The 23,542-nt window shown below is 69.1% G+C and carries 24 protein-coding genes; 11 read left to right on the plus strand and 13 right to left on the minus strand.

Features of this window, described 5'->3' with window-relative positions; genetic code table 11:
- Positions 1-77: 77 nt before the first annotated feature.
- Both ACWPKK_RS29705 and ACWPKK_RS29710 read right to left on the minus strand, forming a co-directional pair.
- A complete protein-coding gene (locus ACWPKK_RS29705) occupies positions 78-1,652 on the minus strand; it encodes a hypothetical protein (RefSeq protein ID WP_452011769.1) in 1,575 nt (524 codons plus the stop codon).
- Entirely contained in the window at positions 1,649-2,209 is a 561-nt protein-coding gene (locus tag ACWPKK_RS29710; protein WP_452012135.1) for an IS607 family transposase, read from the minus strand. The genes ACWPKK_RS29705 and ACWPKK_RS29710 overlap by 4 nt, the downstream gene beginning before the upstream one ends.
- Before the next feature lie 150 nt (positions 2,210-2,359).
- On the opposite strand from ACWPKK_RS29710, the gene ACWPKK_RS29715 reads away from it, so the two are divergent.
- Genes ACWPKK_RS29715 through ACWPKK_RS29725 form a run of 3 tightly spaced genes read left to right on the plus strand, consistent with a single transcriptional unit; the run spans position 2,360 to position 3,994 of the window.
- Positions 2,360-2,722 (plus strand): nucleotidyltransferase family protein, encoded by a 363-nt coding sequence (locus ACWPKK_RS29715; protein ID WP_452011771.1) that lies wholly within the window; start codon positions 2,360-2,362, stop codon positions 2,720-2,722.
- Complete coding sequence (locus ACWPKK_RS29720; protein WP_452011773.1) at positions 2,709-3,113, plus strand: HEPN domain-containing protein; 405 nt, start codon at positions 2,709-2,711, stop codon at positions 3,111-3,113. The genes ACWPKK_RS29715 and ACWPKK_RS29720 overlap by 14 nt, the downstream gene beginning before the upstream one ends.
- An 8-nt stretch (positions 3,114-3,121) precedes the next feature.
- Positions 3,122-3,994, plus strand: a complete 873-nt coding sequence (locus tag ACWPKK_RS29725; RefSeq protein ID WP_452011775.1) for a hypothetical protein — start codon at positions 3,122-3,124, stop codon at positions 3,992-3,994.
- Here the strand turns inward: ACWPKK_RS29725 and ACWPKK_RS29730 are convergent.
- From ACWPKK_RS29730 to ypfJ, 3 genes are read right to left on the minus strand one after another with little or no spacing between them, the layout of a single operon-like run.
- Entirely contained in the window at positions 3,991-4,308 is a 318-nt protein-coding gene (locus ACWPKK_RS29730; protein WP_452011778.1) for a HigA family addiction module antitoxin, read from the minus strand. The two genes, ACWPKK_RS29725 and ACWPKK_RS29730, sit on opposite strands and share 4 nt — an antisense overlap.
- Positions 4,309-4,315: 7 nt before the next feature.
- Positions 4,316-4,639 (minus strand): type II toxin-antitoxin system RelE/ParE family toxin, encoded by a 324-nt coding sequence (locus tag ACWPKK_RS29735; protein WP_452011780.1) that lies wholly within the window; start codon positions 4,637-4,639, stop codon positions 4,316-4,318.
- Positions 4,640-4,699: 60 nt separating this feature from the next.
- On the minus strand, positions 4,700-5,629 hold the full coding sequence (gene ypfJ, locus ACWPKK_RS29740; protein ID WP_452011783.1) for a KPN_02809 family neutral zinc metallopeptidase: 930 nt from the start codon (positions 5,627-5,629) through the stop codon (positions 4,700-4,702).
- A 383-nt stretch (positions 5,630-6,012) separates the two neighbouring features.
- Between ypfJ and ACWPKK_RS29745 the strand changes: the two genes are divergently transcribed.
- From ACWPKK_RS29745 to ACWPKK_RS29760, 4 genes are all read left to right on the plus strand, one after another.
- Complete coding sequence (locus ACWPKK_RS29745) at positions 6,013-6,237, plus strand: hypothetical protein (protein ID WP_452011785.1); 225 nt, start codon at positions 6,013-6,015, stop codon at positions 6,235-6,237.
- A gap of 55 nt (positions 6,238-6,292) precedes the next feature.
- A complete protein-coding gene (infC, locus tag ACWPKK_RS29750) occupies positions 6,293-6,826 on the plus strand; it encodes a translation initiation factor IF-3 (protein ID WP_081506050.1) in 534 nt (177 codons plus the stop codon).
- Positions 6,827-7,125: 299 nt separating this feature from the next.
- Positions 7,126-9,135: a PAS domain S-box protein gene (locus tag ACWPKK_RS29755; RefSeq protein ID WP_452011787.1), complete on the plus strand. Its 2,010-nt coding sequence runs from the start codon at positions 7,126-7,128 to the stop codon at positions 9,133-9,135.
- 126 nt (positions 9,136-9,261) lie between these two features.
- The gene (locus ACWPKK_RS29760) at positions 9,262-10,500 is read left to right on the plus strand and encodes a D-alanyl-D-alanine carboxypeptidase family protein (RefSeq protein WP_452011789.1); all 1,239 of its coding nucleotides are present in this window, start codon (positions 9,262-9,264) and stop codon (positions 10,498-10,500) included.
- 51 nt (positions 10,501-10,551) lie between these two features.
- On the opposite strand, the gene ACWPKK_RS29765 is transcribed toward ACWPKK_RS29760, so the two are convergent.
- On the minus strand, positions 10,552-12,774 hold the full coding sequence (locus ACWPKK_RS29765) for a cache domain-containing protein (protein ID WP_452011791.1): 2,223 nt from the start codon (positions 12,772-12,774) through the stop codon (positions 10,552-10,554).
- Between the two features lie 277 nt (positions 12,775-13,051).
- Positions 13,052-13,504, minus strand: coding sequence for a MerR family transcriptional regulator (locus ACWPKK_RS29770; RefSeq protein WP_452011793.1), 453 nt, complete (start codon positions 13,502-13,504; stop codon positions 13,052-13,054).
- Between the two features lie 101 nt (positions 13,505-13,605).
- Here ACWPKK_RS29770 and ACWPKK_RS29775 point away from each other — a divergent pair, with 101 nt between their 5' ends.
- Both ACWPKK_RS29775 and ACWPKK_RS29780 read left to right on the plus strand, forming a co-directional pair.
- A complete protein-coding gene (locus ACWPKK_RS29775; protein ID WP_452012139.1) occupies positions 13,606-15,855 on the plus strand; it encodes a heavy metal translocating P-type ATPase in 2,250 nt (749 codons plus the stop codon).
- 40 nt (positions 15,856-15,895) lie between these two features.
- Complete coding sequence (locus tag ACWPKK_RS29780) at positions 15,896-16,375, plus strand: DUF411 domain-containing protein (RefSeq protein ID WP_452011795.1); 480 nt, start codon at positions 15,896-15,898, stop codon at positions 16,373-16,375.
- Positions 16,376-16,429: 54 nt separating this feature from the next.
- On the opposite strand, the gene ACWPKK_RS29785 is transcribed toward ACWPKK_RS29780, so the two are convergent.
- A complete protein-coding gene (locus ACWPKK_RS29785; protein ID WP_452011797.1) occupies positions 16,430-17,797 on the minus strand; it encodes an acyltransferase family protein in 1,368 nt (455 codons plus the stop codon).
- 98 nt (positions 17,798-17,895) lie between these two features.
- Here ACWPKK_RS29785 and ACWPKK_RS29790 point away from each other — a divergent pair, with 98 nt between their 5' ends.
- Positions 17,896-18,324: a YkvA family protein gene (locus tag ACWPKK_RS29790; protein WP_452011800.1), complete on the plus strand. Its 429-nt coding sequence runs from the start codon at positions 17,896-17,898 to the stop codon at positions 18,322-18,324.
- Here the strand turns inward: ACWPKK_RS29790 and ACWPKK_RS29795 are convergent.
- From ACWPKK_RS29795 to aqpZ, 5 genes are all read right to left on the minus strand, one after another.
- A complete protein-coding gene (locus tag ACWPKK_RS29795; RefSeq protein ID WP_452011802.1) occupies positions 18,321-18,914 on the minus strand; it encodes a D-glycero-alpha-D-manno-heptose-1,7-bisphosphate 7-phosphatase in 594 nt (197 codons plus the stop codon). The genes ACWPKK_RS29790 and ACWPKK_RS29795 overlap by 4 nt on opposite strands.
- Positions 18,915-19,146: 232 nt before the next feature.
- A complete protein-coding gene (locus ACWPKK_RS29800; RefSeq protein ID WP_452011804.1) occupies positions 19,147-19,419 on the minus strand; it encodes a hypothetical protein in 273 nt (90 codons plus the stop codon).
- A 36-nt stretch (positions 19,420-19,455) separates the two neighbouring features.
- Positions 19,456-20,598: an RNA-guided endonuclease InsQ/TnpB family protein gene (locus ACWPKK_RS29805; protein WP_452011806.1), complete on the minus strand. Its 1,143-nt coding sequence runs from the start codon at positions 20,596-20,598 to the stop codon at positions 19,456-19,458.
- A gap of 3 nt (positions 20,599-20,601) precedes the next feature.
- A complete protein-coding gene (gene tnpA, locus ACWPKK_RS29810; protein WP_452011808.1) occupies positions 20,602-21,000 on the minus strand; it encodes an IS200/IS605 family transposase in 399 nt (132 codons plus the stop codon).
- A gap of 342 nt (positions 21,001-21,342) precedes the next feature.
- Entirely contained in the window at positions 21,343-22,077 is a 735-nt protein-coding gene (aqpZ, locus tag ACWPKK_RS29815) for an aquaporin Z (protein WP_452012141.1), read from the minus strand.
- Positions 22,078-22,347: 270 nt separating this feature from the next.
- On the opposite strand from aqpZ, the gene ACWPKK_RS29820 reads away from it, so the two are divergent.
- Complete coding sequence (locus tag ACWPKK_RS29820; RefSeq protein WP_452011810.1) at positions 22,348-23,532, plus strand: FkbM family methyltransferase; 1,185 nt, start codon at positions 22,348-22,350, stop codon at positions 23,530-23,532.
- Positions 23,533-23,542 lie beyond the last annotated feature (10 nt).

A 23,542-nucleotide genomic window follows, 5' to 3' on the forward strand; every position in this document is an offset into this window, starting at 1 on the left:
ATCCCGCCTGCGGCAGATGAATGTGTGACGGCCGGCACGGCTTTGCGCAACCGTTGGTGATTTAATCATCAGACATTTCAGGCCTGACTCGCCAGGGCAACGGCGCCCCCGACTTGCTGGGAGCCGGACCCGGTCCTCTCCGCGCGTCGGCTCCGTGTCCGCTGCGCAGGCCCGGCGTTGCTGGATAGTTTCCCATCCGACGCCGCCCCGGTCCGTCGTGTTCCTCCAGCCGACCGCCGCGGTCGAACGGCACCATTGCCTTCCGCGGATAGCCTTCGGCCAGCGGCCCGCCATCGGCTGAACACATGCCTCGCGCGCATCCTTCCAGGTGCGTCGAGGGTGCCATCCAGCATACAGACGAGACGCTCTCCGAATCCTTGAGCACGCCGGGCGATCACCAGAGCTGCCGCCTCATGGCGCGTCATGGCTCGGCCCGTTGCGTATTTCAGTCCCCCGATGACCGAGGTGAACGCGGGGTTGACCGCGTGCAGATCGATCCCCTCACGAGCACAGCGTGCCGCCAGCGCCTCGTAGAACGCCTTGTAGGCGAACGACGACAAACGGCGGGCGTGCTTGCGCCCGTATTCCTTCGGGGCGGCCTTCTCGCGGCCGAAATCCAGCTTCTCCACGGCGACACCGGCGCCGTGCTTCAGCGCCAACGCACACAGGTCGCGCGCCGCATCGCCGATCATCGCCGCAGCCACGTCCGCCTCGGTCCCCGCCTCAGGAAACGGCAGCCGCAGGCGGTCGATCGGATTGCCGAAGCGGTCGGCAACCACGATGGCGAGATGGTCCACATTCAGGTCAACACCCAGACAGGCAACCCGCAGATCGGTGACGACCTCGGCCGGGTCCTCGTCGAAGGACACGTGCGCGTGCCAACGGTCATGCTCGTCGCGGAACAGCAGCCAGGTCAGTGCAACGCCTCGATCCACGGCTGCAGCCACGCGGTCCTGGCCATAGCGGAACCGCACGCCGTCCAGCACGATGCGCCCATGCCGGTCGAAACGGTCGCCGTGCTCAGCGCGCAACTCCTCGATCACGGCGTCCGGCGGACGCAGCGTGAGTGTGCCCTTGACCGGATCGTACTGACAGGTCTGGTTACCGCCGCTCTCGTCCTTGGAGCCGACCAGCAGAAAGCGGCTGCTCCGCTTGACGCGCCATGCCTCCGTCTCGCCGTCACGCAATAGCGCGCGTCCGCCGAAGCAGACCTGCGGCGCACCGCGCAGGTCGTGGTTCACCTGAATCAGCGCCGCCTGAAGCGTGCCGATGTGGAGCTTCTTCTGGTGGCGCGTGAATTCCTTCTGGTGACGCTTGCGGTCCGACGTCTTGGGATCAGCGATCTGCCGGTCGAGGCGGGCAACGCGATCGCCGACCGCCTCGAGGCGATCAGACAAGGACTGCCGGCGGTGCTCCAGCGTGCCGCGCCAGGCGTTGACCGCCTGATCGAGATCGAACTCGTTGGCCAGCGCATGGCGCTTGGTCAAGCCGAACCGGGCCTGCGCGGCCTTGCGAACGGTGAGTTTGGCGCACCCGCGGATGTGCAGTTCGCGGAACTGCCAATGTCGAGCCCGAGCCATGATCGCGCCGAACGGCGCCAGAACGGCGTCGGCAAGCGGATCGCGGACAAGGGCGCAGAAGGTGCGGCTCACGGATTGAGCGCCTCCAACGCCCGCTTGGCACGATTGCGCGCAGAGCGGCGGCCGTAAAGACGAGCCGACAGACAGGTTATCAGGTCGACCATGTCGTGAACGAGATCATCTTCGACCTCTCCAGGGGCAACGATGATGATCCTGCGCCCCGTGGCCGCGAGTGCGGAGTGGAGGTGTTCGAAGCCAAAGTGGGTGAGCCGATCCTTGTGCTCGACAACGGTGGTGTCGACGGCGGGATCAGCGAGGAGCTTGGTAAGCTCCCGACGCTTGTCGTTGAGCCCGGAGCCGATCTCCATGACGACTTTGCCAACCTTCAGCCCCGCGTTGGCGGCATGGGTGGCGAGTCGGGCGATTTGCTGGTCGAGGTCGGCCTTCTGATCGTGGGAAGACACGCGGGCGTAGAGCGCGGCGTACGTCTCCGGTTCCGGTTCCTCAACCTCGACGATGAATTGCCCGTTCGGCTTCTTGTAGGCGCCGGGGATCTTGCCGGCCGTGGGGTAGTGCCAAGCGGTCAGCTTGCTGATGCCGTTCTCCGCTACCCATTTAGAGAGTTTTATCACACGTTTCGCCATGAAGCAGAATATAGAACATTACAGGAACATCCTCAATCCCCCGTTCCTTATGGTATCACGGTGCTTCGGTGCGGCGGATGGCTGCCGGTCGTGCGTAGTCTTTGTTATGGTTGAGCGTTGCTGAAGGGAACGATCATGGCGACGGTCGGGCAGGAAAGGGGCAAGCAGGAGAGCCGAGCTTCCGCAGCGGAGGTGCCGAACGAGCTTCTTCGTCCGGTCGTGGAATATTTCCAGCCGCGCAAGGTGATCCTGTTCGGTTCGCAAGCCCGTGGCGATGCGGGGGATGACAGCGACTACGACCTCTTCATCATCGTCGATGACGATACGCCGCCGGAGCGGCTGTCCTGGCGAGGCAAGTACGAGGCGCGCAAGACCTACCACCGCGCGGTCGACATCGTCGCGTGCCGGGAATCGGTGTTCGAGCGCAGGCGGGGCGTGGTCGGGTCCTTGTCCCATACCGCCGATCAGGAAGGTGTCGTCGTCTATGAACGGCACTGACCGCAAGGTTGTCCTGGAGGCGGCGGGGCGTTGGTGGGCCGTCGCTGCCGAGGATCTGCGTGTGGTTCGGGCCTGCCTTTCCATCGAGCCGCCTTCCCTGGGGAACGCCGCCTATCATTGTCAGCAGGCGGCGGAAAAAACCATGAAGGGCTTGTTGATCGCTGCTGGCGTAGGTTTTCGCAAAATTCATGACCTTGACGAGTTGGCGGATGCCGTGGCGCCGTTGCATCCGATGTTGAGCGCCGATCTCGATCGATGCCGGCCGTTCACCGCCTGGGCCACGGACTATCGCTATCCGCCGGAGGATGAATCGCCCCCGCCGTCCAGGGAAGAGATTCTTGAGGCGTTGGATATCCTCCAACGTCTGCACGCAGCGGCCACGGCAGGCTGATCCCTGCGATGTCGCCACCGCTGCACTCCCCGCCCCTCCTGCCCCAGCAGATCGCCCCGGTGGACGAGCGCCAGTCGGCGCTGACCGCCCGCCACCTTGGCGGCGATCCGGCTGCCCTCTACGGCTATTTCATGGCTCTCCGCGAAGAGAGCGACCGGGCGCTCGCCGGCCTGCCGCCGGCCGGCGGCAAGCCCTATCCCTATGGCCGCTGCGAGGAGATCACCCGCGACCTCTTCGCCCGCCTGTCGCAGCGTCTGGTCCAGCCTGCCGGCCCGGTGGAGCGCGCGCTGCGCGCCTTCGTCGAGGAGGGCGGCGTGCTGCAAAGCGTCTGGGGCGTCCTGCGCGAGCAGTATTTCCAGAACGCGCTGCAGATCGGCGCGCTCTATGTCGACGTGTCGAACGACACGGTGGTGGTCACCAAGCCGAAGGTGGAGATCCTGCCCATCGAGGTGTCCGGACTGGTGCCGGTGCGCGACCTCGACCATTTCCGGCAGACGGCGGAGCGCTATTGGGGGGCGACGCTCTACGCCAACCATCTGGCGCCGACCCTGGCGCCCCTGCTGCCGGTCCTGTCGGTCAGCCCCGGCCGGCTGGCTCCCGGTCTGCAATCGGCCTGCGACTACATGATCGGGCTGATGTGCCGCGACCGTTTCCGGGATGCCGAACGCTGGCTGGAGACCGCTCCCGCCCCGCCCGCGGAACTCGCCGCCGCCTGTCTCGCCGCGATCCCCGCCGACCTGCGCCCGCTGACCGGCCAGCCCCGGCTGGAGGCGGTGGCCGCCTGCCGCCGCGCGCGGGAAGCCGCCTGCTGGGCCGACCCCGACTGGCGCACCGCCCGCGTGCTCGACTATCTGCGGCTCATGCGCGGGGCGGGGCGTTAAGCCGCCTTGCCCAGATTCGGCAGCGGCTTGATGGCATCCAGCGCATCGCCGATTTCCGCCCGCGCGACCTTGGTTTCGAAGATGCCCTGCAGGTTGGTCCAATAGCGGGCGTCGGTTCCGAAGGCCTTGCCCAGCCTCAGCGCCATCGGGGCGGTGATTCGGCGCTCGCCGTTCATGATCTCGGTCACCGCGTTGGGCGGCACGCCGATATGCTCGGCAAAGCGCCGGGCGCTGAGACCCAACGCTTCCAACTCGTCACGCAGGAACTCGCCGGGATGGATGGGCGGCAGGTTGTCGATGGCGGGATGGCTCATGGCGACCTCAATGGTAATCGGCGATCGTGACGTCGTAGGGCTCTCCTGGAACGGTCAGGAGGTCGGCATCCGCCTGGGTGTCTCCAACCACGGCCCAGCGGAAGCAGACTCGCCACTGGTCGTTGATCCGGATGCTGTACTGGCCTTTCCGTTCCCCGCCCAACGCTTCGAAGCGATTGGACGGAGGGTGCCGGAGATCCATCAGCCGGGTGGCCGCCTGAAGCTTGGTCAATGCCTTGGCGGCTTGACGCTCGAAGGATTGGAACTCCTTCACCCGCTTGCCGGCCAGGAAATCCGCTGTCCGCTTGTCCGCACAGGTTCTTATCGGCATCCGCGTCCCCTTGCGGATGAGTATGTGTTATGTAACGGATAACGGTCAAGCCTGCTCCCCTCACAGCCGGTCCGTGCCGAAGGTGTCGCAGGCCTCGATCCGGCCGCTTTCCAGGCCGGTGCGGAACCAGCGGACGCGCTGGGCGGAGCTGCCGTGGGTGAAGCTGTCGGGGCTGACGGTGCCGCTCGCCTGACGCTGCAGGCGGTCGTCGCCGATGGCACTGGCGGCGGTCAGTGCCTCTTCGACATCGCCGGGTTCCAGCATCTTACGGTCGCGGTTGGCATGGTTGCCCCAGAGTCCGGCGAAGCAGTCGGCCTGCAGTTCCAGCCGCACCGACAGGGCGTTCGCGTCGGCCGGGTTGCGTGCCCGCTGTTGGGCCGCCTGCACCTGCTCGGAAATGCCCAGCAGGGTCTGCACATGGTGGCCGACCTCATGGGCGATGACATAGGCCTGGGCGAAGTCGCCCGGCGCCTGGAAGCGGTCGCGCAGCTCGCGGTAGAAGCCGAGATCGATGTAGAGCTTCTGGTCCATCGGGCAGTAGAAGGGCCCCATCGCCGCCTGGGCCCGGCCGCAGCCCGACGACACCGTGCCGGTGAACAGCACCAGCGTCGGATCCTGGTACTGGCGCCCCATCTGCTGGAACAGGCCCCGCCAGGTGTCCTCGGTGTCGGCCAGCACGACGGAGACGAAGCGCTTCAGCTCGTCGTCGGCCTGGCTGCGCGGGGCGGCCTCGCCGATCTGCGTCCGCCCGGCCGTGCTCTGGTCCGCCGGGTCGCCGCCGTTCAGCAGGACCGTCGGGTCGACGCCCAGCACCACCGACACCAGCAGCAGCACGACGACCCCGCCGATGCCCAGCCCGCCCTTGCCGATGCGGATGCCGCCCCGGCCTCCGCCTCCGAACCCTCCACGGCCGAAGCCTCCGCCGCCGATCCCGCCCTGGCCGCGCCGGTCCTCGACATTCTCGCTTTCCCGTCCGCCCTGCCACCGCATCGCCGCCCTCCTTCCGGCCATCCTGCGCGACGGACCGGTGGAGACGAAACCATGGGGCCGCCCGCGCGTTCCCTGGAGGCCCCTTAGCCAGAAGGAGGAGATGAGCGGAGCAACTTGAAAAAACCTGTCCCCACCCCCATCTCGGAACATGGCCGACACCGCATTCGCGGTGCGCTTCCCTGCCCCCTCCGGTTCATCGAGGGGGAGCTTTCCTCGGGAACGCCGGTCTTTTGGGGGCATGCCCGTTCCGGGGCCGGTCCCGCTTATCGGAGCCTTGCCGGGCGGTGTCCGCCGCAAAGGCTCCCGTTTCAAGACGCCACACTCACAAAGAGCCGGCCGGCCCCCGAGTCCATCGGTCCGCCCATCCGGCCTGGAGGATTTTCATGACGACCCCGATCTTGTCGACCGCTTCCCATTCCACCGGCCATTTCGCCGCCCAGTCCGCGCTTGCGCCGGCCCATCTGGCCGCCACCCGCCGTTCCACCCACTCCTCTGCCGGCCAATTCGCCGCAGTTGACGGCAAAAAGTCGGATTTCCGCTCCAATCCGGAGCCGTCCGGCTTGACCCGGGGCGAACTGCGGCAGATTGTGCTCGACATCCTGGGCTGAGACTCTTAGCCCGGGCTCGTCCCTTTCTACCCCTCCACAGCCATAGGAGATCACCATAGCCAAGCTCTACGACGCGGACCCCGTCCGCGAAGGCCCGCGCCTCAACCGTGAAATCACCGCCCGGATGGTCCGCCTCGTCGGCGCCGACGGCGAGATGGTCGGCGTGGTGCCGCTCCGCCAAGCGCTGGAAGCCGCCGCAGATGCCGACCTCGACCTCGTCGAAGTGGCGCCCCAGGCGGATCCGCCTGTCTGCAAGATCCTCGATTACGGCAAGTTCCGCTTCGAGGAGCAGAAGAAGGCCAACGAGGCGCGGAAGAAGCAGAAGATCATCGAGCTGAAGGAAATCAAACTTCGGCCGAACATCGACGATCACGACTACGACGTGAAGATGCGCTCCGCCATCCGCTTCATCGAGGAAGGCGACAAGGTCAAGATGACCATGCGCTTCCGCGGTCGCGAGATGGCGCACCAGGATCTCGGTCTGAACGTGCTCGTCCGCGTGCGCGACCAGCTCCAGGACATCGCCAAGGTCGAGCAGATGCCCCGGGTCGAAGGCCGCATGATGGTCATGGTGCTGGCCCCGCGCTGAGCGCGGGTCCGGTCCTTGCCAAGGGGACCATGCGGGGCGGTTCGCCGCCCCGCCCCTTTTTATCCCGCCTCTTTTCCCCCCACCTCTTTTCCCGTTGCCGGACCCTTTTCCGACCGGCCGCGGTCCCGGCGATTGAAAATCCCCTTTCAAAATTCCCGAGGGCTCTTTTAGGAATATTTCGCGTGATGCAGCGGAATAATACCTGACTATTCGCATTGGGTTATTGACCCTGTCGGCATCGACCGCGGATCATCGGTGGCCTTGTTTCCTCTCCACCCGTGTTCCGGAAAGTCGTTGTTATGAAGGTTGAACACGCCACGTCCGCCTGGGAGCCCATCTCCGGCGAACGGCGGTTCCAGCTGCTGGTCGACAGCGTCGGCGATTACGCGATCTATCTGCTCGATCCGAACGGGATCGTCAGCAGCTGGAATTCCGGGGCCGCGCGTTTCAAGGGCTACACCGCCGACGAGATCATCGGCCGGCATTTCTCCAGCTTCTACACGGACGAGGACCGCGCCGCCGGGGTGCCGCAGCGGGCACTCGCCACCGCCTTGAACGAGGGCCGCTTCGAGGCGGAGGGCTGGCGCGTGCGCAAGGACGGCACCCGCTTCTGGGCCAGCGTGGTGATCCGCGCCGTCCGCGACGAGACCGGCACGCTGATGGGCTTCGCCAAGGTCACCCGCGACATCACCGAACGCAAGATCGCCGAGGAGGCCCTGCGGCGCAGCGAGGAACAGTTCCGCCTGCTGGTGCAGGGTGTGGTCGACTACGCGATCTTCATGCTCGACACCACCGGCCGCATCAGCAGCTGGAATGCGGGTGCGGCGCGGATGAAGGGCTACAGCGCCGACGAGATCATCGGCCGGCATTTCTCCAGCTTCTACACGGACGAGGACCGCGCCGCCGGAATGCCGCAGCGGGCGCTCGCCACCGCCTTGAACGAGGGCCGCTTCGAGGCGGAGGGCTGGCGCGTGCGCAAGGACGGCACCCGCTTCTGGGCCAGCGTCGTCATCGACGCCATCCGCGACGAGACCGGGGTCTTGCGCGGCTTCGCCAAGATCACCCGCGACATCACCGAACGCCGCAAGGCGCAGGAGGCGCTGGACGAGGCGCGCGAGGCCCTGGCCCAGGCGCAGAAGATGGAGGCGGTCGGCCAGCTGACCGGCGGCGTCGCCCACGACTTCAACAACCTGCTGCAGGCGATCAGCAGCAGCCTGGAACTGATCGAACAGCGGCTGGAGGCCGGCCGCACCGACATCGCGCCCTTCGCCGCCACCGCGCGCGCCGCGGTGGATCGTGCCTCCACCCTGACCCGGCGCCTGCTGGCCTTCGCCCGGCGCCAGCCGCTGAAGCCGGAGCGCGCCGACCTGAACGCGCTGGTGGTGGGGCTGTGGGACCTGCTGCGTCGGTCGGTCGGCGAGACGATCCGGCTGGAGCGCCGGCTGGAGGAGCCGCTGTGGCCGGTCCGTGCCGACGTGAACCAGATCGAAAGCGCCCTGCTGAACCTGGTCATCAACGCCCGCGACGCCATGCCCGGCGGCGGAACCGTGACGGTGGAGACCGCCAACGCCAGCTTCGCCGCGGCCGACCTCGTCAACGATCCCGGGGTGGCGCCCGGCGACTATGTGGCGATGACCGTGCGCGACAGCGGGACCGGCATGCCGCCGGACGTGCTGGCCCGGGTCTTCGAGCCCTTCTTCACCACCAAGCCGATCGGCCAGGGCACCGGCCTGGGGCTGAGCCAGCTCTACGGCTTCGCCCGCCAGTCCGACGGCTTCGTCCGCATCGACAGCGCGGTCGGCCGGGGCACGGCGGTGCATCTGTGCCTGCCGCGCGATCACGCCGCCCCTGCTTCCGCTCCCGCTCCCGGCGACGGAACCGGACCGGCCGAACTCCCCGCACCGCCGCCGGAGCGGGCCGGGGCCGGCCGGGGCACCGTGCTGGTGGTGGAGGACGAGGAGCTCGTCCGCATGCTGCTGGTGGAGGTGCTGGAGGGCGACGGCTACACCACGCTGGAGGCCGCCGACGGCACCGAGGCGCTCGCCCGGCTGAGCGAAGCCGAAGCGGTCGACCTTCTGGTGACCGATGTCGGGCTGCCCGGCCTGAACGGCCGCCAGTTGGCGGAGATGGCGCAGGCGCGCGATCCCGACCTGAGGGTGCTGTTCCTGACCGGCTACGCCTTCCAGGCCCTGGACGACCGGCCCGGCGACGGCGCCGACGGGCTGGGCCGCAACACGCGGGTGCTGGTCAAGCCGGTGGCGGTCGACGCCTTCCGTGCCATGGTCGGCTCCATGCTGTCCGGCCGGTGACGCCCGCCGGACAGTCCAGCCCCGCTCCGCCCTGCTCTGCCTGTCCTTTCCACCCCATGAGGGAAACCACAAAGCCGACAGCGCCCGTGCCGCAGCGGGGCTGCGCCAACCGCCGGACCTGAGACGATGCCCCTGCTCGCCCGTGCTTCGACGCCGCCGCTCTCCCTGGCCGCCTTTGCGGTCCTGTCGGCCGCGGTCCTTCTGGTCTCGGCCCTGCTGGTCTCGCAGCCGGCCTGGGCCAAGGGCAGCCGCAAGGCCGATTGGGCGCCGGTCGCCGCGGAGATCCTGATGGAGGCTGGCAGCGGCAAGGTCCTGCAGGCGCGCAACGCCGACACCCTGACCTATCCGGCATCGCTGACCAAGATGATGACGCTGATGCTGACCTTCGAGGCGCTGGATCGCGGCACGCTGCGGCCGGACCAGCGGCTGGTGGTGTCGCAGCATGCCGCCTCGATGCCGCCCTCGCGCCTGTGGCTGGCCCCCGGCAGCACCATCACGGTGGAGCAGGCGATCCTGGCCCTGGTCACCCGCTCGGCCAACGACGCCGCGGTGGTGCTGGCGGAGGCGCTGGGCGGCAGCGAGCCGGCTTTCGCCGGCAAGATGACCGCCCGTGCCCGCGCGCTCGGCATGCGCCGCACGGTGTTCCGCAACGCGTCGGGCCTGCCCGACCGGCTGCAGCGGACGACGGCGCGCGACATGGCGATCCTGTCCCGCGCGCTGATCCGCCGCCATGCCGGCCACTACGCCTATTTCCAGCGCCGCAGCTTCGACTGGCAGGGCACGACGGTCCACGGCCACAACCGCCTGATGGCGCGCTATCCCGGCATGGACGGCATCAAGACCGGCTACATCGCCGCGTCCGGCTTCAACCTCGCCGCCTCGGCGGTGCGGGACGGCCGCCGCCTGATCGCCGTGGTGATGGGCGGCCACAGCGCCGCCATCCGCGACGACCGGGTCGCCGATCTGCTGGACATCGGCTTCAAGCGCCCGACCAGCCCGGCCAGGCCGGCGCCCGCCACCCCGGATCTGGTGATCACCAGGAAGAGTTCGACGGCCGCCGAACGCAGCACGGCGGTGAGCGTCGCCGTGCCCTCCGCGAAGCCCTTGGCCAAACCCACGGGGGCCGTTGCCGGCTCCTGGTCCATCCAGGTCGGCGCCTTCGCCAGCCGTGCCGCCGCGGCGCGCAGCGCCGGCGACACCGCCAGGCGCCTGGGGGCGCTCGCCGCCGGCACCAGCCCCGAGATCGTCCGCTCCGGCGGCCTCTACAAGGCCCGGCTGACCGGCTTCCCCGCCGCGAATGCCGACGCCGCCTGCGTCGCCCTGAAGGCCGCCGGCCATGGCTGCTTCGCGGTGGAGGGGCGGTGATCATCGCGCGGGGGCCCATCGCGCAGGGGCGCCGACCGCGGATCCTGTCCCTTACAGCACCGCCGTGATGTGCCCGATCAGCGCCGAGGGCGGGATGGGCTTGGACAGGATGCGGATGCCGGGTTCGGCGCCCAAATCCTGCAGCACCGCCTTCTCCGCATAGCCGGTGACGATCAGGACCGGCAGATCGGGGCGGTGGTGGCGGGCGAGGCGGGTCAGATCGGCACCGGTCATGCCGGGCATGGCGAAGTCGGTGACCAGGATGCCGATCCCGCCATCCTCCTCCAGCAGGGCCAGGGCTTCCTCGCCGGTGGCGGCCTCGGTCACCGTCATTCCGGCTTCGGCCAGCACCGCGGCGTTCGCCATGCGGACCAGGGCGTCGTCCTCCACCAGCAGAACGCGGGCGGGGCCGGCCGACAGGGGCGGCGGTTCGGCGGCGGTGGAAGCGCCATCGGCAGGCGTTCCGGCCGGAGGATGGGCCGAAGAATGAACCGGAGCATGGGGCAGGTACAGGGTGACGGCGGTGCCAAGCCCGAGATGGCTTTCCAGGCGCATGCCGCCGCCGGACTGGGCGGTCAGGCCATGCACCATGCTCAGCCCCAGCCCGCTGCCCTGCCCCACCGGCTTGGTGGTGAAGAAGGGTTCGCAGGCCCGCGCCAGCACGTCCGCCGGCATGCCGGTCCCGCTGTCGCGCACGGTCACGGCGACATAGCCGCCGGGCGCCAGGGCAGGCGAAATCCCCTCGTTCGCCGCCGTTTTGCCTGCCTCCTCCACCGACAGGCTGGTGACGGCGATGGTCAGGGTGCCGCCGTCCGGCATGGCGTCGCGGGCGTTGATGGCGAGGTTCAGCAGGGCGATGTCGAACTGGTGCGGATCGACCAGCGCCGGCGGCACGGCGGACGGCATGGCGGCGTCCCGGTCGATGCGGATGCGGATGGCGCCGCCCAGCGTGCGTTCCAGCAGCGTGGCCATCCCCGCCACCTGGGCGCCGAGGTCGACCGGCGCCGGGGCCAGCCGCTGGCGGCGGGCGAAGGCCAGCAGATGCTGGGTCAGGGTGGCGCCGCGGTCGACCGCCTGGCTTGCGACCTGCAGCGCCCGGCGGGTCTCCGTCCCCCGGATCTCGCCGCCGGCCTCCAGCAGATGCAGGCCGGAGCGGACCGCCTGCAGCAGGTTGTTGAAGTCGTGGGCCACCCCGCCGGTCAGCTGGCCCAGCGCCTCCATCTTCTGCAACTGGCGGACATGCTCCTCCGCCTCGTCGCGGGCCTCCACCGCCTGCCGGCGCTCGCTGAGCGCGCGGTTCGCGGTCTCGTAGGCGAGGAACTGGCGCGCCATCGCCCACAGCATCAGGGCGAGCGCCACCGCGCTGACCAGCCCGGCGGCGGCGATGACCATCGCCGAGCTCTGCCAGCGGGCCAGGATCTCCGCCCGCGTCCGGCTGACCCCGACCACCAGCGGATAGTTGCGCAGCGCCTGGAAGGACAGGATGCGATCCTCGCCGTCGACCGAACGGGGAGACGCATAGGTGCCGGCCTCATGCCGGGCGATCCGTTCGGCGACCTCGGGGCTGGTGGCGATGGTCCCGACCTTGTCCGGCACCGCCGGGAAGCGCGCCAGCAGCATGCCGTCGCGCCACCACAGGCTGAAGCCGCTGCCCGGCGTGACATGGAGCCTGCGGTAGAACTGCTCGAAATAGGACAGCCGGATGGCGCCGACCGCCAGCCCCGACAGCCCGCCGTCGGGGCTGTTGACGCGGCGGGCGATGTAGAGCGTCCATTCCCCGGTGGCCATGCTCTTCGCCGGCCGGCTGACGTGGACCCGACCGGGATCCTTGTCCTTGAGCGCGCGGAAATAGTCGCGTTGCGACAGGTCGAGCGTCGGGGCCGGGAACTGGCGGGTGAAGTTGATCAGGCTGCCGTCGGCGGCGACCAGGCTCAGCGCCTCCAGCTGCGGCAGGCTGGACGCCTTGGCCTGCAGGATCTCGTAGACCTGCCGGTCTCCCTGCAGTCGCTTGAAAGCTTCCGGGCTGTGCCGGTACTCGGCCGGGATCTGCTCGGCGATCCCGTCGACGGTCAGCGCGATGCCTTCGATGGTGCGCGCCGTCTGCTCGGCCAGCGAGGCGTTGAGCGTGCGCAGGCCCAGCGTGGCCTCCGCCACCGTTTCGTCGTGCAGCCGGTCCAGGATCGCCACGGTGCCGCCGCACAGTGCCGCCAGCACCACCCCGCCGAGCGCCACGATCCGCTGGAGCGGACGGTTGGTCCTCAGAAGCCGCAGCATGACGCCCGCGCCCGATCCGCCTTCACCACCGTCCCGCACCCCTGTCCCAGCCCTGTTTCCCGGCCTTTACCGTCGCCATGGCGATCAATTCCCCCATGCAGTCCCTGTGCGGGATCCGGCGTGCGGGACCCGGCGCCCGCCTGGCCGGAGGCACGGAAGGTTTCGACACTCCACGGACCCGACTATAAACACCCCCATCGGCCGGGCAACCGGCTCCAGGTCATAGGGACCGCCGGATGCTGCGGCGCTTTGCCCCGGCGGCACCCGATACCCGCTCTCAGTGCCGCTCGTGCAGGCAGTGGGCGTGGTCGGCCAGCACCTCGATCACGTGGCAGCTGCGCACCTGATCCTGGGCGCAGCCCTCCACCATGCGCCGCACCTCGTCGCGCAGGGCCTCCAGCCGGGTGATCCTGGACTCGATCTCGGCCAGATGAACACGGGCCAGCACGTCGGCCTCGCGGCAGGGCTGGCCCGGATCGTCGGCCAGGGTCAGGAGCTGGCGGATCGCCTCCACCTCGAAGCCCAGCTCGCGGGCATGGCGGATGAAGCGCAGGCGGCGGACCGACGCCTCGTCGTAGGTGCGCCGGTTGCTGCCGGTGCGCGGCGCCTCCGGCAGCAGGCCGATGCTCTCGTAATAGCGGATGGTCGGGATCTTCACGCCGGTCCGCTTGGCGAGCGCGCCGATGGCCAGGCTCGAGGCGGGGGGCGAGGTGCGAACTGAGCTGGGCATGGCGGTCCTTTTCCCTCTTGATCCTCCAGTCGCTGGAGATTTTAGGCTCACACGACGCTGCCGACAACGCATCATGATCGAGGAGCTTCGCCATGCATGGAATGGAGGACGAGGTCCGGACCGGGGACATCGCCTTGCGCACCAGCCGCTACCGGGTCTCCGGCATGGATTGCGGGTCCTGCGCCGCCAAGATCGAGACCGCCTTGCGCCGGGTGCCGGGCATCCATGAGGTGCGGGTGTCGGTGCCGGGCGGAACGGTGACCATCTCCCACGAGGCGGCGCTGGGCGCGGACGCCGTCGTCCGGCCGCTGTCCGCACTCGGCTATGGTGCCGCTCCTGCCGACCCGGTGGCGGAGACCGCAGCGCCGGCCTGCGGCGGGGGCTGCTGCGGGACTGCCCACGCCGATGCCGCCCATACTCATCCCCATTCCCACGCCCATTCCCATGCTCCCGCCGATCCGGCCGAGGCGCACTGGTGGCGCGGGCGCAAGGCGGCACTGACTTTGGCGGCCGGCGCCGCGCTCGCCGCCGCGACGCTTCTCGGCCTGGTGGTGCCGGAGACGGAGGGCTGGGCCTTCCCGCTGGCGCTGATGGTCGGGCTGGTCCCGGTGGCGCGCCGCGCCCTGGCGGCGGCACGGGCCGGCACGCCCTTCTCGATCGAGACGCTGATGACGGTCGCCGCCGTCGGCGCGCTCGTCATCGGCGCGGTGGAGGAGGCGGCGACGGTCCTGGTCCTCTTCCTGGTCGGCGAATTGCTCGAAGGGGTGGCGGCCGGCCGGGCGCGGGCCGGCATCCGCGGCCTGACGGCCCTGGTCCCCGACACGGCCCTGCTGGAGCGGGACGGCGCCGCCCCGCAGACCGTTCCCGCCGCCGGGCTGGCGGTCGGTTCCGTCATCCTGGTCCGCCCCGGCGACCGGGTGGCGGCAGACGGGATCGTGCTGTCCGGCAGCAGCGCCGTCGACGAATCCCCCGTCACCGGCGAAAGCGTGCCGAAGCCCAAGGGCGAGGGCGATCCCGTCTTCGCCGGCACCATCAACGCCGACGGCGCGCTGCGCGTCCGCGTCACCGCCGCGGCGCGCGACAACACCATCGCCCGCATCGTCCGGCTGGTGGAGGAGGCGCAGGAGAGCAAGGCCCCGACGGAGCGGCTGATCGACCGTTTCGCCCGCTTCTACACGCCGGGCATCGTCGCGGTGGCGGCCCTGGTCGCCGTCGTCCCGCCGCTGGTTTCCGGCGGCAGCCCTGGCGGTAGCGACTGGACGGAATGGATCTACCGCGCCCTGGCGGTCCTGCTGATCGGCTGCCCCTGCGCGCTGGTGATCTCCACCCCGGCGGCGATCGCGGCCGGCCTGTCCAACGGCGCCCGGCGCGGCCTGCTGCTGAAGGGCGGCGCGGTGCTGGAGGCGCTCGGCCGCATCACCACCGTCGCCTTCGACAAGACCGGCACCCTGACGGAGGGCAGGCCCCGCGTCACCGACCTGATCCCCTTCTACGGAAGCGAGGGCAGCGGCGAGGCGGAGCTGCTGGCCGACGCCGCGGCGCTGGAGGCCGGGTCGAGCCACCCGCTGGCCCGCGCCATCCTGGCCGCGGCGGCGGAGCGCGGCATCGCCCCGCCGGCGGCGGACGAGGTCACCGCCCTGCCCGGCGCCGGGCTGCAGGGCCGGGTCGGGGGGATTGCGGTGGCGCTGCTGTCGCCGCGGGCCGCCGCCCCGTCGCTGACCGCGGAGCAGGCGGAGCGGGTCGCGGCCCTAGCGCAGGCGGGCAAGACGGTTTCGGTCCTGCTGGTCGACGGGAAGGCCGCCGGTCTGATCGCGCTGCGCGACGAACCGCGGGCCGACGCCCGCCAGGGGATCGAGGCGCTGGACCGTGCCGGCATCCGCTCGCTGATGGTCACCGGCGACACCGCCGAGACCGCCGCGGCGGTCGCCGGCATGCTGGGGGTGGAGGCGCATGCCCAGCTGCTGCCGGAGGACAAGCTGCGCATCGTCCGCGACCTTCAGGCCGGTGGGCAGCGGGTCGCGAAGGTCGGCGACGGCATCAACGACGCCCCGGCGCTCGCCGCCGCCGATGTCGGCATCGCGATGGGCGGCGGCACCGACGTGGCGCTGGAGACGGCCGACGCCGCCATCCTGCACGGCCGGGTCGGCGACGTGGCGGCGATGGTGGCGTTGTCACGCCGCACCATGGCCAACATACGGCAAAACATCGCACTGGCCCTGGGCTTGAAGGCGGTGTTCCTGGTGACCACCGTTCTTGGCGTCACCGGGCTGTGGCCGGCGATCCTGGCGGACACCGGCGCGACCGTGCTGGTCACCGCCAATGCCCTGAGGCTTCTGTCCGTCCGGTCCTGAACGGATGAGACAAGACCCTGATTTGATTTGGAGAGTTTCGATGAAGATGACGCGGCGGACGATGGTGTGGGGGGCGGCTGCCGCCGTCCTGACGCTCGGCCTCGGAGCCGTGGCGCTGCCGGACATGGTCCGCGCCGCCGCCCCCGCCGCCGGTGCGGCGGTGGAGGTCTGGAAGTCCGCGGGCTGCGAATGCTGCGACGGCTGGGTGCGGCACATGCGCGCGGCCGGCTTCGACGTCACCGTCCACACCGTCGACGACATGACGCCGGTGAAGCAGGCCGCCGGGGTGCCGGACGAGCTGGGCTCCTGCCACACGGCGCGGGTCGGCGGCTATGTGCTGGAAGGCCATGTGCCGGCGGCCGACGTCATGCGCCTGCTGGCCGAACGGCCCCAGGCCCGCGGGCTGTCGGCGCCCGGCATGCCGCAGGACGCCCCCGGCATGGACATGGGCACCGGCCAGCCCTATCAGGTCGTGCTGTTCGGCGGTGCCGGCGGGCCGCAGGTCTTCGCCCGCCATTGATGCCGGCAGGGCCAAGAAGAGGCGGCGGTCACGCCGCCTTGATGATTGCGGCGGTCACGCCGCCTCGGCCACCGGGCTGGCCGGAGCGGCCTTGCGCGAGCGGACCAGCAGGCCGTTGACCATGGCCTGCCCCGGCAGCTCGACGAAGCGGTAGGTCAGGGCCGACAGGCCGATCACCGCAAGCAGATAGCCGACGCCGACCAGATCCATCATCCAGGCATCGCCGAAGGCGATCAGCCTGTCGGTCTCGCCGTCGATCCGGCGTTCGACGAACAGCGGCCGGCCGAGGACCCCTTGCGCCACCATCGTGCCCTTCTGCAGCACGGCGATCACCAGGGCATGCACCATGTAGATCGAGTAGGACCAGGCGCCCAGCCGCTGGAAGGGGGATGTCGCCAGCAGGCGGGAGACCGGCCCGGCTTCGAAGGCGAACACCAGCACCACCAGCCCGAACAGCAGCGGCGCCGCCAGCGACAGGGCGTTGCCCCCCGCCGCCGAGACGAAGGCGACGACCGCCAGCAGCGCCCCCGCCTCGGCCAGTCCGCCGGCAGGGCGGGACATCCGCCTGTCGCCGATCGCCTGATGCAGCCGATAGACGACACAGCCGGTGAAGAAGCCGTACAGGCAGCGGAAATAGCCGTAGTCGATGCTGGTGTCGATGTGGTTGGCGGAGAACCCCATCACCACGCCGGCGCCGAGGGCGGCAAGCGCCACCATCGCCGCGATCAGCACCCTGGTCTTCCGCACGGTCAGGAACAGGATGGCGAAGGTGATGTAGACGAAGAACTCCGCGCTGATCGACCAGCTCGGAACGTTCCAGGTCCATTGGTCCTCCACCCCCAGCGCATGGACCAGCGCCAGGTTGCTGACCAGGGCCGACGGGGCGAAGGCGCCGGTGAAGGCGGCATTCCCCGCCGCAGGTCCGGAGAGGGCCTTCATGCATTCCAGCGCCACGAACGCCAGCAGCACCGCCGCATGCAGCGGCCAGACCCGGCCGAAGCGGCGGACGAGGAAGGAACCGGCCGATGCGGACCCGCCGATGCGGCCGGAATAGGCGTGAGTTATGACAAAACCGCTCAAAACAAAGAAGAAATCGACAAAAAGGTAACTGCCGCGCACGAAGCCGAACAGGTGGAAATGATCGAGTGTGTGCAAATGATATAGAGCCACGCATAACGCGCACAGACCGCGCCATCCGTCGAGTACCGGGAACCGCATAGGGAGCCTCCGGATTTTGTTCAAAGGCGCTTCTTGGGAAACCTGCTTGTAGGGGCAGAAAAACCTACGACTGATTGCGCATGACCGGAAGGACGCGGGAGGTTTATTCCAAAGGATTGCCGGCCCTACCCAAGGCGGCCGAGATCGCGCTCCCCTCTCGTTCGGGTGGTATCGGGTCTGTGGTCCCGATGATCGCCGCTCCATGGTCGCCGGGCTCGACGGGATGCCGGGGTTCGGGGTACAGCCTTTCACCCTGCCTGCCGTTCGGCCGATGGGAGGGACCACAACCGGACATCAGCGGCATGACGTCGAACGCCGAAGCATCGACACTGGCACGCGCCAAAACATGGGCACGCGGGATCAAGCGTGACGTGCTTGCCGTCTATCTGGCGGCGCGCGACCCGCGGACGCCCCGGCATGTCCGTCTGCTGGCGATGGCGGTTGCCGCCTATGCGCTGAGTCCGATCGACCTGATCCCCGACTTCATCCCGGTGCTGGGTTACCTGGACGATCTGCTGATCGTGCCGCTCGGCATCCTTCTGGTCGTCCGCCTGATCCCGCCGCAGCTTCTGGCCGAACACCGGGCCGCCGCCGCGGCGCGCCAAGCCGCCCGGCCGGTCAGCGTCGCCGCCGCGGCGGTGATGGTCGCCCTGTGGCTGGGCGCCGCCGTCCTGCTCTGGCTGTGGCTGTCCCCCTGGCTGGGTCCCTGGCTGGAGGCGTGGCTGCCCTAGCGGACGGCCTCGACCTCCGCGCCGCTCCCGGAGCGGGGCCCGGGGCGTGCAAGAATGTCGGCGACCAGCGCATCGAGATCGCCGCCGTGGTAGAGCGTGCCCTCGATGCCCGCCCGCTGCGCCGCCTGGACGTCGGTCTCGCGGTCGCCGACCAGGAAGCTGCCCCGCGGCTCCACCGGCCACTCCGCCATCGCCTGCAGCAGCATCCCCGGCTCCGGCTTGCGGCAGCGGCAGTCGGTCCGGTAGGGCGGCTCGCCGTGATCGGGATGGTGCGGGCAGTGGTAGAAGGCGTCGACATGGGCACCGACGGCGCGCAACTCCTCCTGCATCCAGCGATGCAGCGTGCGCACATGCTCCTCGCTGTAGAGGCCGCGGGCGACCCCGGCCTGGTTGGTGACGACGAAGACCAGGAAGCCGGCATCGTTCAGCCGCTTCACCGCCTCCCTGGCCCCCGGCATCCAGGTGATCTGGTCGGGGCGGTGCGCGAAGCCGATGTCCTCGTTCAGCACGCCGTCGCGGTCGAAGAAGGCGGCCCTGCGGCGGCCGTCCCCGGCAGCGGCGCTCCGGGCCGGGGCGAAGTCGTCGGGCATGCGCATCTCCTCGCAGAAACAATCGGTCCGGCGATCCGGCCGGGTCGAAAAGCCGCTGGGGCGGGGATCTTGTCAACCCGGATGTCGCCAAGGAACCGGTATCTCCTGTCCATGGCTCCCGTCCACGCCCCTCTTTCCACGGCCCTCTTTCCATGGCCCGGGCGATCATCAGAACAGCATCAAACAATATGACATGGTTTCATGAAAACATTTGGAGTCCATCGACGCCCCGTCAGCTCCGTCCTCCTTCGATCCGGCGCACGCAGTCCAGCAGCAGAACGTCCAGGTTCAAAGGCGCCGGGTCGATGTGGATGGTGTCGAAGCCGCGGTCGCGTGCCCGGAGCATCAGGTCGTGGTTCGACGCCGCGATGGACAGCAGGACCGGGCGCGCCGTGCCCCGGATCGCCGCCAGCCGGTCGAGAACGGAGGGCCAGGGCGTAGCCGCCCCCCGGCGCTCCGCCTCCCCCAGCACGATCAGGTCGGGAACGATCTTCGGGGGTGACAACTCCGTCGCCTGAAGGGCGACGGCTTCTCGGACCAGCTATGCGGCAACCCGCTGGCTTGACGTCCGAAGGCCGTGTCCCGGCCCTGTTCCATGTCCCGCCCTCTGCAGGATGACCTTCGCCGCCGCAACGTCCCGATCCATCACGCATCCGCAGTCGCAGCGGTGCGTGCGGTCGGACAGCGTCTTGGCGACGACGGCCCCGCACTCCGGGCAGGTTTGACTTGTCCCACGTGGATCGACGGCTTCCACCCGAACACCAGCGTTCGCAGCTTTGTAGTCGAGGAAGGATCGAAGTTGGCCCCACGCGGCGTTGTGAACGGCCTTGGCAAGCATCGACCGGGTCAGACGGTCAACGCTCAAGTCCTCCAAGGCGATGACGGCGTAGCGGTCTACGAGCGAGCGGGACAGCTTGTGCAGGAAGTCCCTGCGCCGGTTGGCCGTAGCCGCGCTGTGACGGGCCAGCCTGCGCTTCGCCTTGAGCCTGCGCTTGCTGCCCCGCTTGGCGCGGGCAAGCGCACGCTGAAGACGACGCTGTCTCTTGGCCGCACCCTTTGTCCACTGCGGAGCAGCGACCGTTTCCCCGTCCGAGGTGGCGATGAGCGACGACAGGCCGAGATCGAGGCCGACCGACGCGCCGTCGCGCGGCTGAACCTCTTCGTCGGGCATCGTGATCTGAAAGCACACGAACCACTTTCCGGCGGCGCGCGACAGGACGGCGGCTCCGACCTTGGCGAAGGCCGGAAGATCGCGGTGCCACTTCACCTTCACCTCGCCAGGGATGCCAACGACACCAAGGCGCTTGCTCTTGCGGATCGTCAGCCCGTCGCCAACCCGGAACTCGGCGCTGTCGAACATGCTCTTGGCGCGGAAGCGCGGGAACCCGGCCTTGCCCTTCTTCACGCGACCGAAGAACGCCACGAACGCCTTGTCCAGCCGGCGGAGCACCTGTTGCTCGGCGCTGAAGCTGTAGCGGGCCAGCCGCTCGTCAGCCGCCCGGACGGTCTTCAATTCGCCGGCCTGATCGACGTAACGCAGGGCCTTCCCGGCCCGGCGGTAGGCCTCGATCCGCTGCTGGAGGGCAGCGTTGTACAGGTCGCAGAAGGCGCCAAGCATCGCCTCGAACCCGGCAATCTGCGCCGTGGTCGGGTAGAGGCGATACTTGTAGCTCAGGACCGGCATCGGTCACTTGCCCTTCTGGTTTTCGATGTAGCGGCGGATCGTCTCTTCCGAGACGCTGCCGAGCGTTGCGGCAAAATAGCTGCGGGACCAGAGCGTTGGAAGCCTGGACCGCAGCGCCGGGAACTCGTCACGAAGAACCCGGCTGGACTTTCCCTTTAGGCGGTTGACGATTTCGGCAACACCAAGTGTTGGATCAGCCTCAACGAAGACGTGAATATGATCGGGCATGACTTCCAACGCGTGGAACGTCATATCGTACTCGGACGCCACTTCGCCAAGAACTTCCCTAAGCCGGCCGTCAATCGGAGGCGTCAGGACGGGACGCCGGTGTTTCGGGCACCATACGATGTGGTACTTCAGCGAAAATACCGCCCCGGCGTTCTTAGCATAGCGCGGCGTCATGCAAGAGATTCTGCTTCCGCCAGAAACCTAACGCAATCGCAAAGGAGGCGCGGCTTCCGCTGCCGGCTTAAGCCGGCAGTCCCCGCCGCGAAATCATAATGGCAGGGCCGACACCGCCAGGAGGCCGACATAGATGCCGATGAACAGGCCCAGCACGATGCCGTAATCGGCTTCGGTCATCGGGTTGGAATCGGGGTCGAACTGCCGCATGGATACGCCTTCTGCACCGTCTGTCCTGCCTGAATAACAGTGGGCGGCGCGGTGGCGTTGCGACATCGGCGGGGTATCGGGGGCAGGCGGTATCCGAGGCCGGTCCTGGCGAACCGGCCCCATCGTTGTGGATCAGGTGGAGCTTTTCGCCTCGCCGGTGATGGCGGGCTTTGCCGGCATATCCTCGGCAAGCGCGCGGTAGGCCAGTCCGCCCACCAGCCCGCCGGCAAGCGGGGCGATCCAGAACAGCCAGAGCTGCTGCAGAGCCCATCCGCCGACCACCAGCGCCGGGCCGGTGCTGCGCGCCGGGTTCACCGACGTGTTGGTGACCGGGATGCTGATCAGGTGGATGAGGGTGAGCGCCATGCCAATGGCCAGCGGCGCGAAGCCGGCCGGCGCCCGCCGGTCGGTGGAACCCAGGATCACCAGCACGAAGAAGAAGGTCAGCACCAGTTCGATCGCCAGGGCCGAGGTGACGTTGTACTGGCCGGGCGAATGCGCCTCGTACCCGTTGGCGGCAAGCCCGTTGACGGCCAGGCTGTAGTCGGCCTTGCCGGTGGCGATGACATAGAGGACCAGGGCCGCCGCGAAGGCCCCGACCAGCTGGGCCAGCACATAGGGCAGGATGTCCTTGGCCGGAAACCGCCCGCCGGCCCACAGCCCGACCGTCACCGCCGGGTTCAGGTGGCAGCCGGAAATGTGGCCGATGGAATAGGCCATGGTCAGGACGGTGAGGCCGAAGGCGAAGGACACGCCGAGCAGTCCGATCCCGACCTGCGGAAAGGCGGCGGCGAGCACGGCGCTGCCGCAGCCGCCGAAGACTAGCCAGAATGTCCCGAGAAACTCAGCGGAGCTGCGCCTTATCATACCCATGCCAACCTCCCACTGCTGTCACGGTTGCCGAAGTCCGGCCATCGCCGGCACGCGGACGAGCATAAATCCACCGCGGCGAGAGGGAGTTCGCGCGTTCGGACAGGGGGATGAGGCAGAAGAACAGGGCGGGTGGAAAGGCATGGGCCGGCAGGCCGCCGGCACCTGTCCGATCCTGTCTGCAACTTACGCCCGCTGAAGGGGGAAGCGTGCTGCTATGCTCCGCGAAATCCGGTGCGGCAGAGGGCAAGGTCAGGGGGAAGAGGCATGGGGAATGGTGGTGACGAAGTGCCGGCGCTCCGCCATGCGCTGAGCGAGCGGCTGGACCAGGCTGTGCGGACGCCCGGCGATTGGCGTGTGCTTCAGGCCGAGGACCGCCGGGATTTGGATCCGGGCGAAGTTCCGTTGATTCTTCTCGGTGCCGGGTCGGTGATGGCGCAGCCCCTCGTGCGGCATGCCGTTGCGCATTGGAAGGTCGTCGGGATCGTCGACAACGCCCGCGCCGGCCAGCCTTCGGGGGACGGGCCTTCGGGGGACGGGACGATCCTCGGCGATGACGGGCTTCGCGACCTGCTTCGGCGTGAACCCCAGGCCGTCGGCGTCATGTGCTGCAGCTCCGACGAGGCCGTCGCCCATTTCCACGCGCTGTGGCAGCCCAGCGGCCGGCCGCTGCTGTCGCTGTTCGAGGCGATGCGGTCCGCCGGGTTGTGCCCGCCCGGCATGATGGGGACCACCGGGCAAATCGCCGCCTTGGCGGAATGGGAGGCGGACTGGAACGGCTTCGACGACGATGCCAGCCGCCGCTGCTTCCTGTCGGTGATGCTCTATCGCCTGACCTGGGACGCCCGGTGGCTGGAACCGGTCCGGCTTCCCTACCGGGACATGTATTTCTTCACCGATGCCCTGGCCGTCGGCAGGGATGAGGTGCTGGTGGACGGCGGGGCGTTCGACGGCGACACCGTGGCGGCCTTCGCCGCATGCACAGGGGGCGGCACCACAGGGGGCACCCATCGTCACATCCACGCGTTCGAAGCGGACCCCACGAACCTCCCCCGCCTGCGGGAGCGCGTCGCCGCCCTTCCCCGCGTGACCATTCACCCAATCGGTCTGTGGAGCCATGCGGACACATTGCACTTCTCCAGCGGCCACGGGCCGGGCGGGCGGCTGGACGAGGGGGGCGATGTGAGCGTTCCGGTCCAGGCGCTGGACGATCTCGGGCTGGGGCCGGTGAGCTTCATCAAGCTGGACATCGAAGGGGCCGAGATGCCCGCCCTGCGCGGGGCGGAACGGACCATCCGGCACCATCGGCCGAAGCTGGCGATCGCGGTGTATCACGACATCGGGGATTTCGCGGCGATCCCCCGCCTGGTCGAGACGATGCGCCCGGGCAGCCGCTATCGGCTGCGCCATCACAGTCCGATCCACCACGACACCGTGCTCTACGTCGAATAGGGGCGTCGGT

This window comes from Azospirillum largimobile (genome assembly GCF_977007025.2).

Excerpts from the sequence above, each read along its gene's own strand:
- aqpZ (WP_452012141.1), bottom strand. The coding sequence starts at position 22,077 with ATGATAAGGCGCAGCTCCGCTGAGTTTCTCGGGACATTCTGGCTAGTC.
- ACWPKK_RS29795 (WP_452011802.1), bottom strand. The coding sequence starts at position 18,914 with ATGCCCGACGACTTCGCCCCGGCCCGGAGCGCCGCTGCCGGGGACGGC.
- ypfJ (WP_452011783.1), bottom strand. The coding sequence starts at position 5,629 with ATGCGGTGGCAGGGCGGACGGGAAAGCGAGAATGTCGAGGACCGGCGC.
- ACWPKK_RS29715 (WP_452011771.1), top strand. The coding sequence starts at position 2,360 with ATGGCGACGGTCGGGCAGGAAAGGGGCAAGCAGGAGAGCCGAGCTTCC.
- ACWPKK_RS29790 (WP_452011800.1), top strand. The coding sequence starts at position 17,896 with ATGACGTCGAACGCCGAAGCATCGACACTGGCACGCGCCAAAACATGG.
- ACWPKK_RS29770 (WP_452011793.1), bottom strand. The coding sequence starts at position 13,504 with ATGCCCAGCTCAGTTCGCACCTCGCCCCCCGCCTCGAGCCTGGCCATC.
- ACWPKK_RS29745 (WP_452011785.1), top strand. The coding sequence starts at position 6,013 with ATGACGACCCCGATCTTGTCGACCGCTTCCCATTCCACCGGCCATTTC.
- ACWPKK_RS29780 (WP_452011795.1), top strand. The coding sequence starts at position 15,896 with ATGAAGATGACGCGGCGGACGATGGTGTGGGGGGCGGCTGCCGCCGTC.
- ACWPKK_RS29755 (WP_452011787.1), top strand. The coding sequence starts at position 7,126 with ATGAAGGTTGAACACGCCACGTCCGCCTGGGAGCCCATCTCCGGCGAA.
- ACWPKK_RS29720 (WP_452011773.1), top strand. The coding sequence starts at position 2,709 with ATGAACGGCACTGACCGCAAGGTTGTCCTGGAGGCGGCGGGGCGTTGG.
- ACWPKK_RS29765 (WP_452011791.1), bottom strand. The coding sequence starts at position 12,774 with ATGCTGCGGCTTCTGAGGACCAACCGTCCGCTCCAGCGGATCGTGGCG.
- ACWPKK_RS29785 (WP_452011797.1), bottom strand. The coding sequence starts at position 17,797 with ATGGAGCGGCGATCATCGGGACCACAGACCCGATACCACCCGAACGAG.
- ACWPKK_RS29775 (WP_452012139.1), top strand. The coding sequence starts at position 13,606 with ATGGAGGACGAGGTCCGGACCGGGGACATCGCCTTGCGCACCAGCCGC.
- ACWPKK_RS29805 (WP_452011806.1), bottom strand. The coding sequence starts at position 20,598 with ATGCCGGTCCTGAGCTACAAGTATCGCCTCTACCCGACCACGGCGCAG.
- ACWPKK_RS29730 (WP_452011778.1), bottom strand. The coding sequence starts at position 4,308 with ATGAGCCATCCCGCCATCGACAACCTGCCGCCCATCCATCCCGGCGAG.
- tnpA (WP_452011808.1), bottom strand. The coding sequence starts at position 21,000 with ATGACGCCGCGCTATGCTAAGAACGCCGGGGCGGTATTTTCGCTGAAG.
- ACWPKK_RS29760 (WP_452011789.1), top strand. The coding sequence starts at position 9,262 with ATGCCCCTGCTCGCCCGTGCTTCGACGCCGCCGCTCTCCCTGGCCGCC.
- ACWPKK_RS29735 (WP_452011780.1), bottom strand. The coding sequence starts at position 4,639 with ATGCCGATAAGAACCTGTGCGGACAAGCGGACAGCGGATTTCCTGGCC.
- ACWPKK_RS29725 (WP_452011775.1), top strand. The coding sequence starts at position 3,122 with ATGTCGCCACCGCTGCACTCCCCGCCCCTCCTGCCCCAGCAGATCGCC.
- ACWPKK_RS29820 (WP_452011810.1), top strand. The coding sequence starts at position 22,348 with ATGGGGAATGGTGGTGACGAAGTGCCGGCGCTCCGCCATGCGCTGAGC.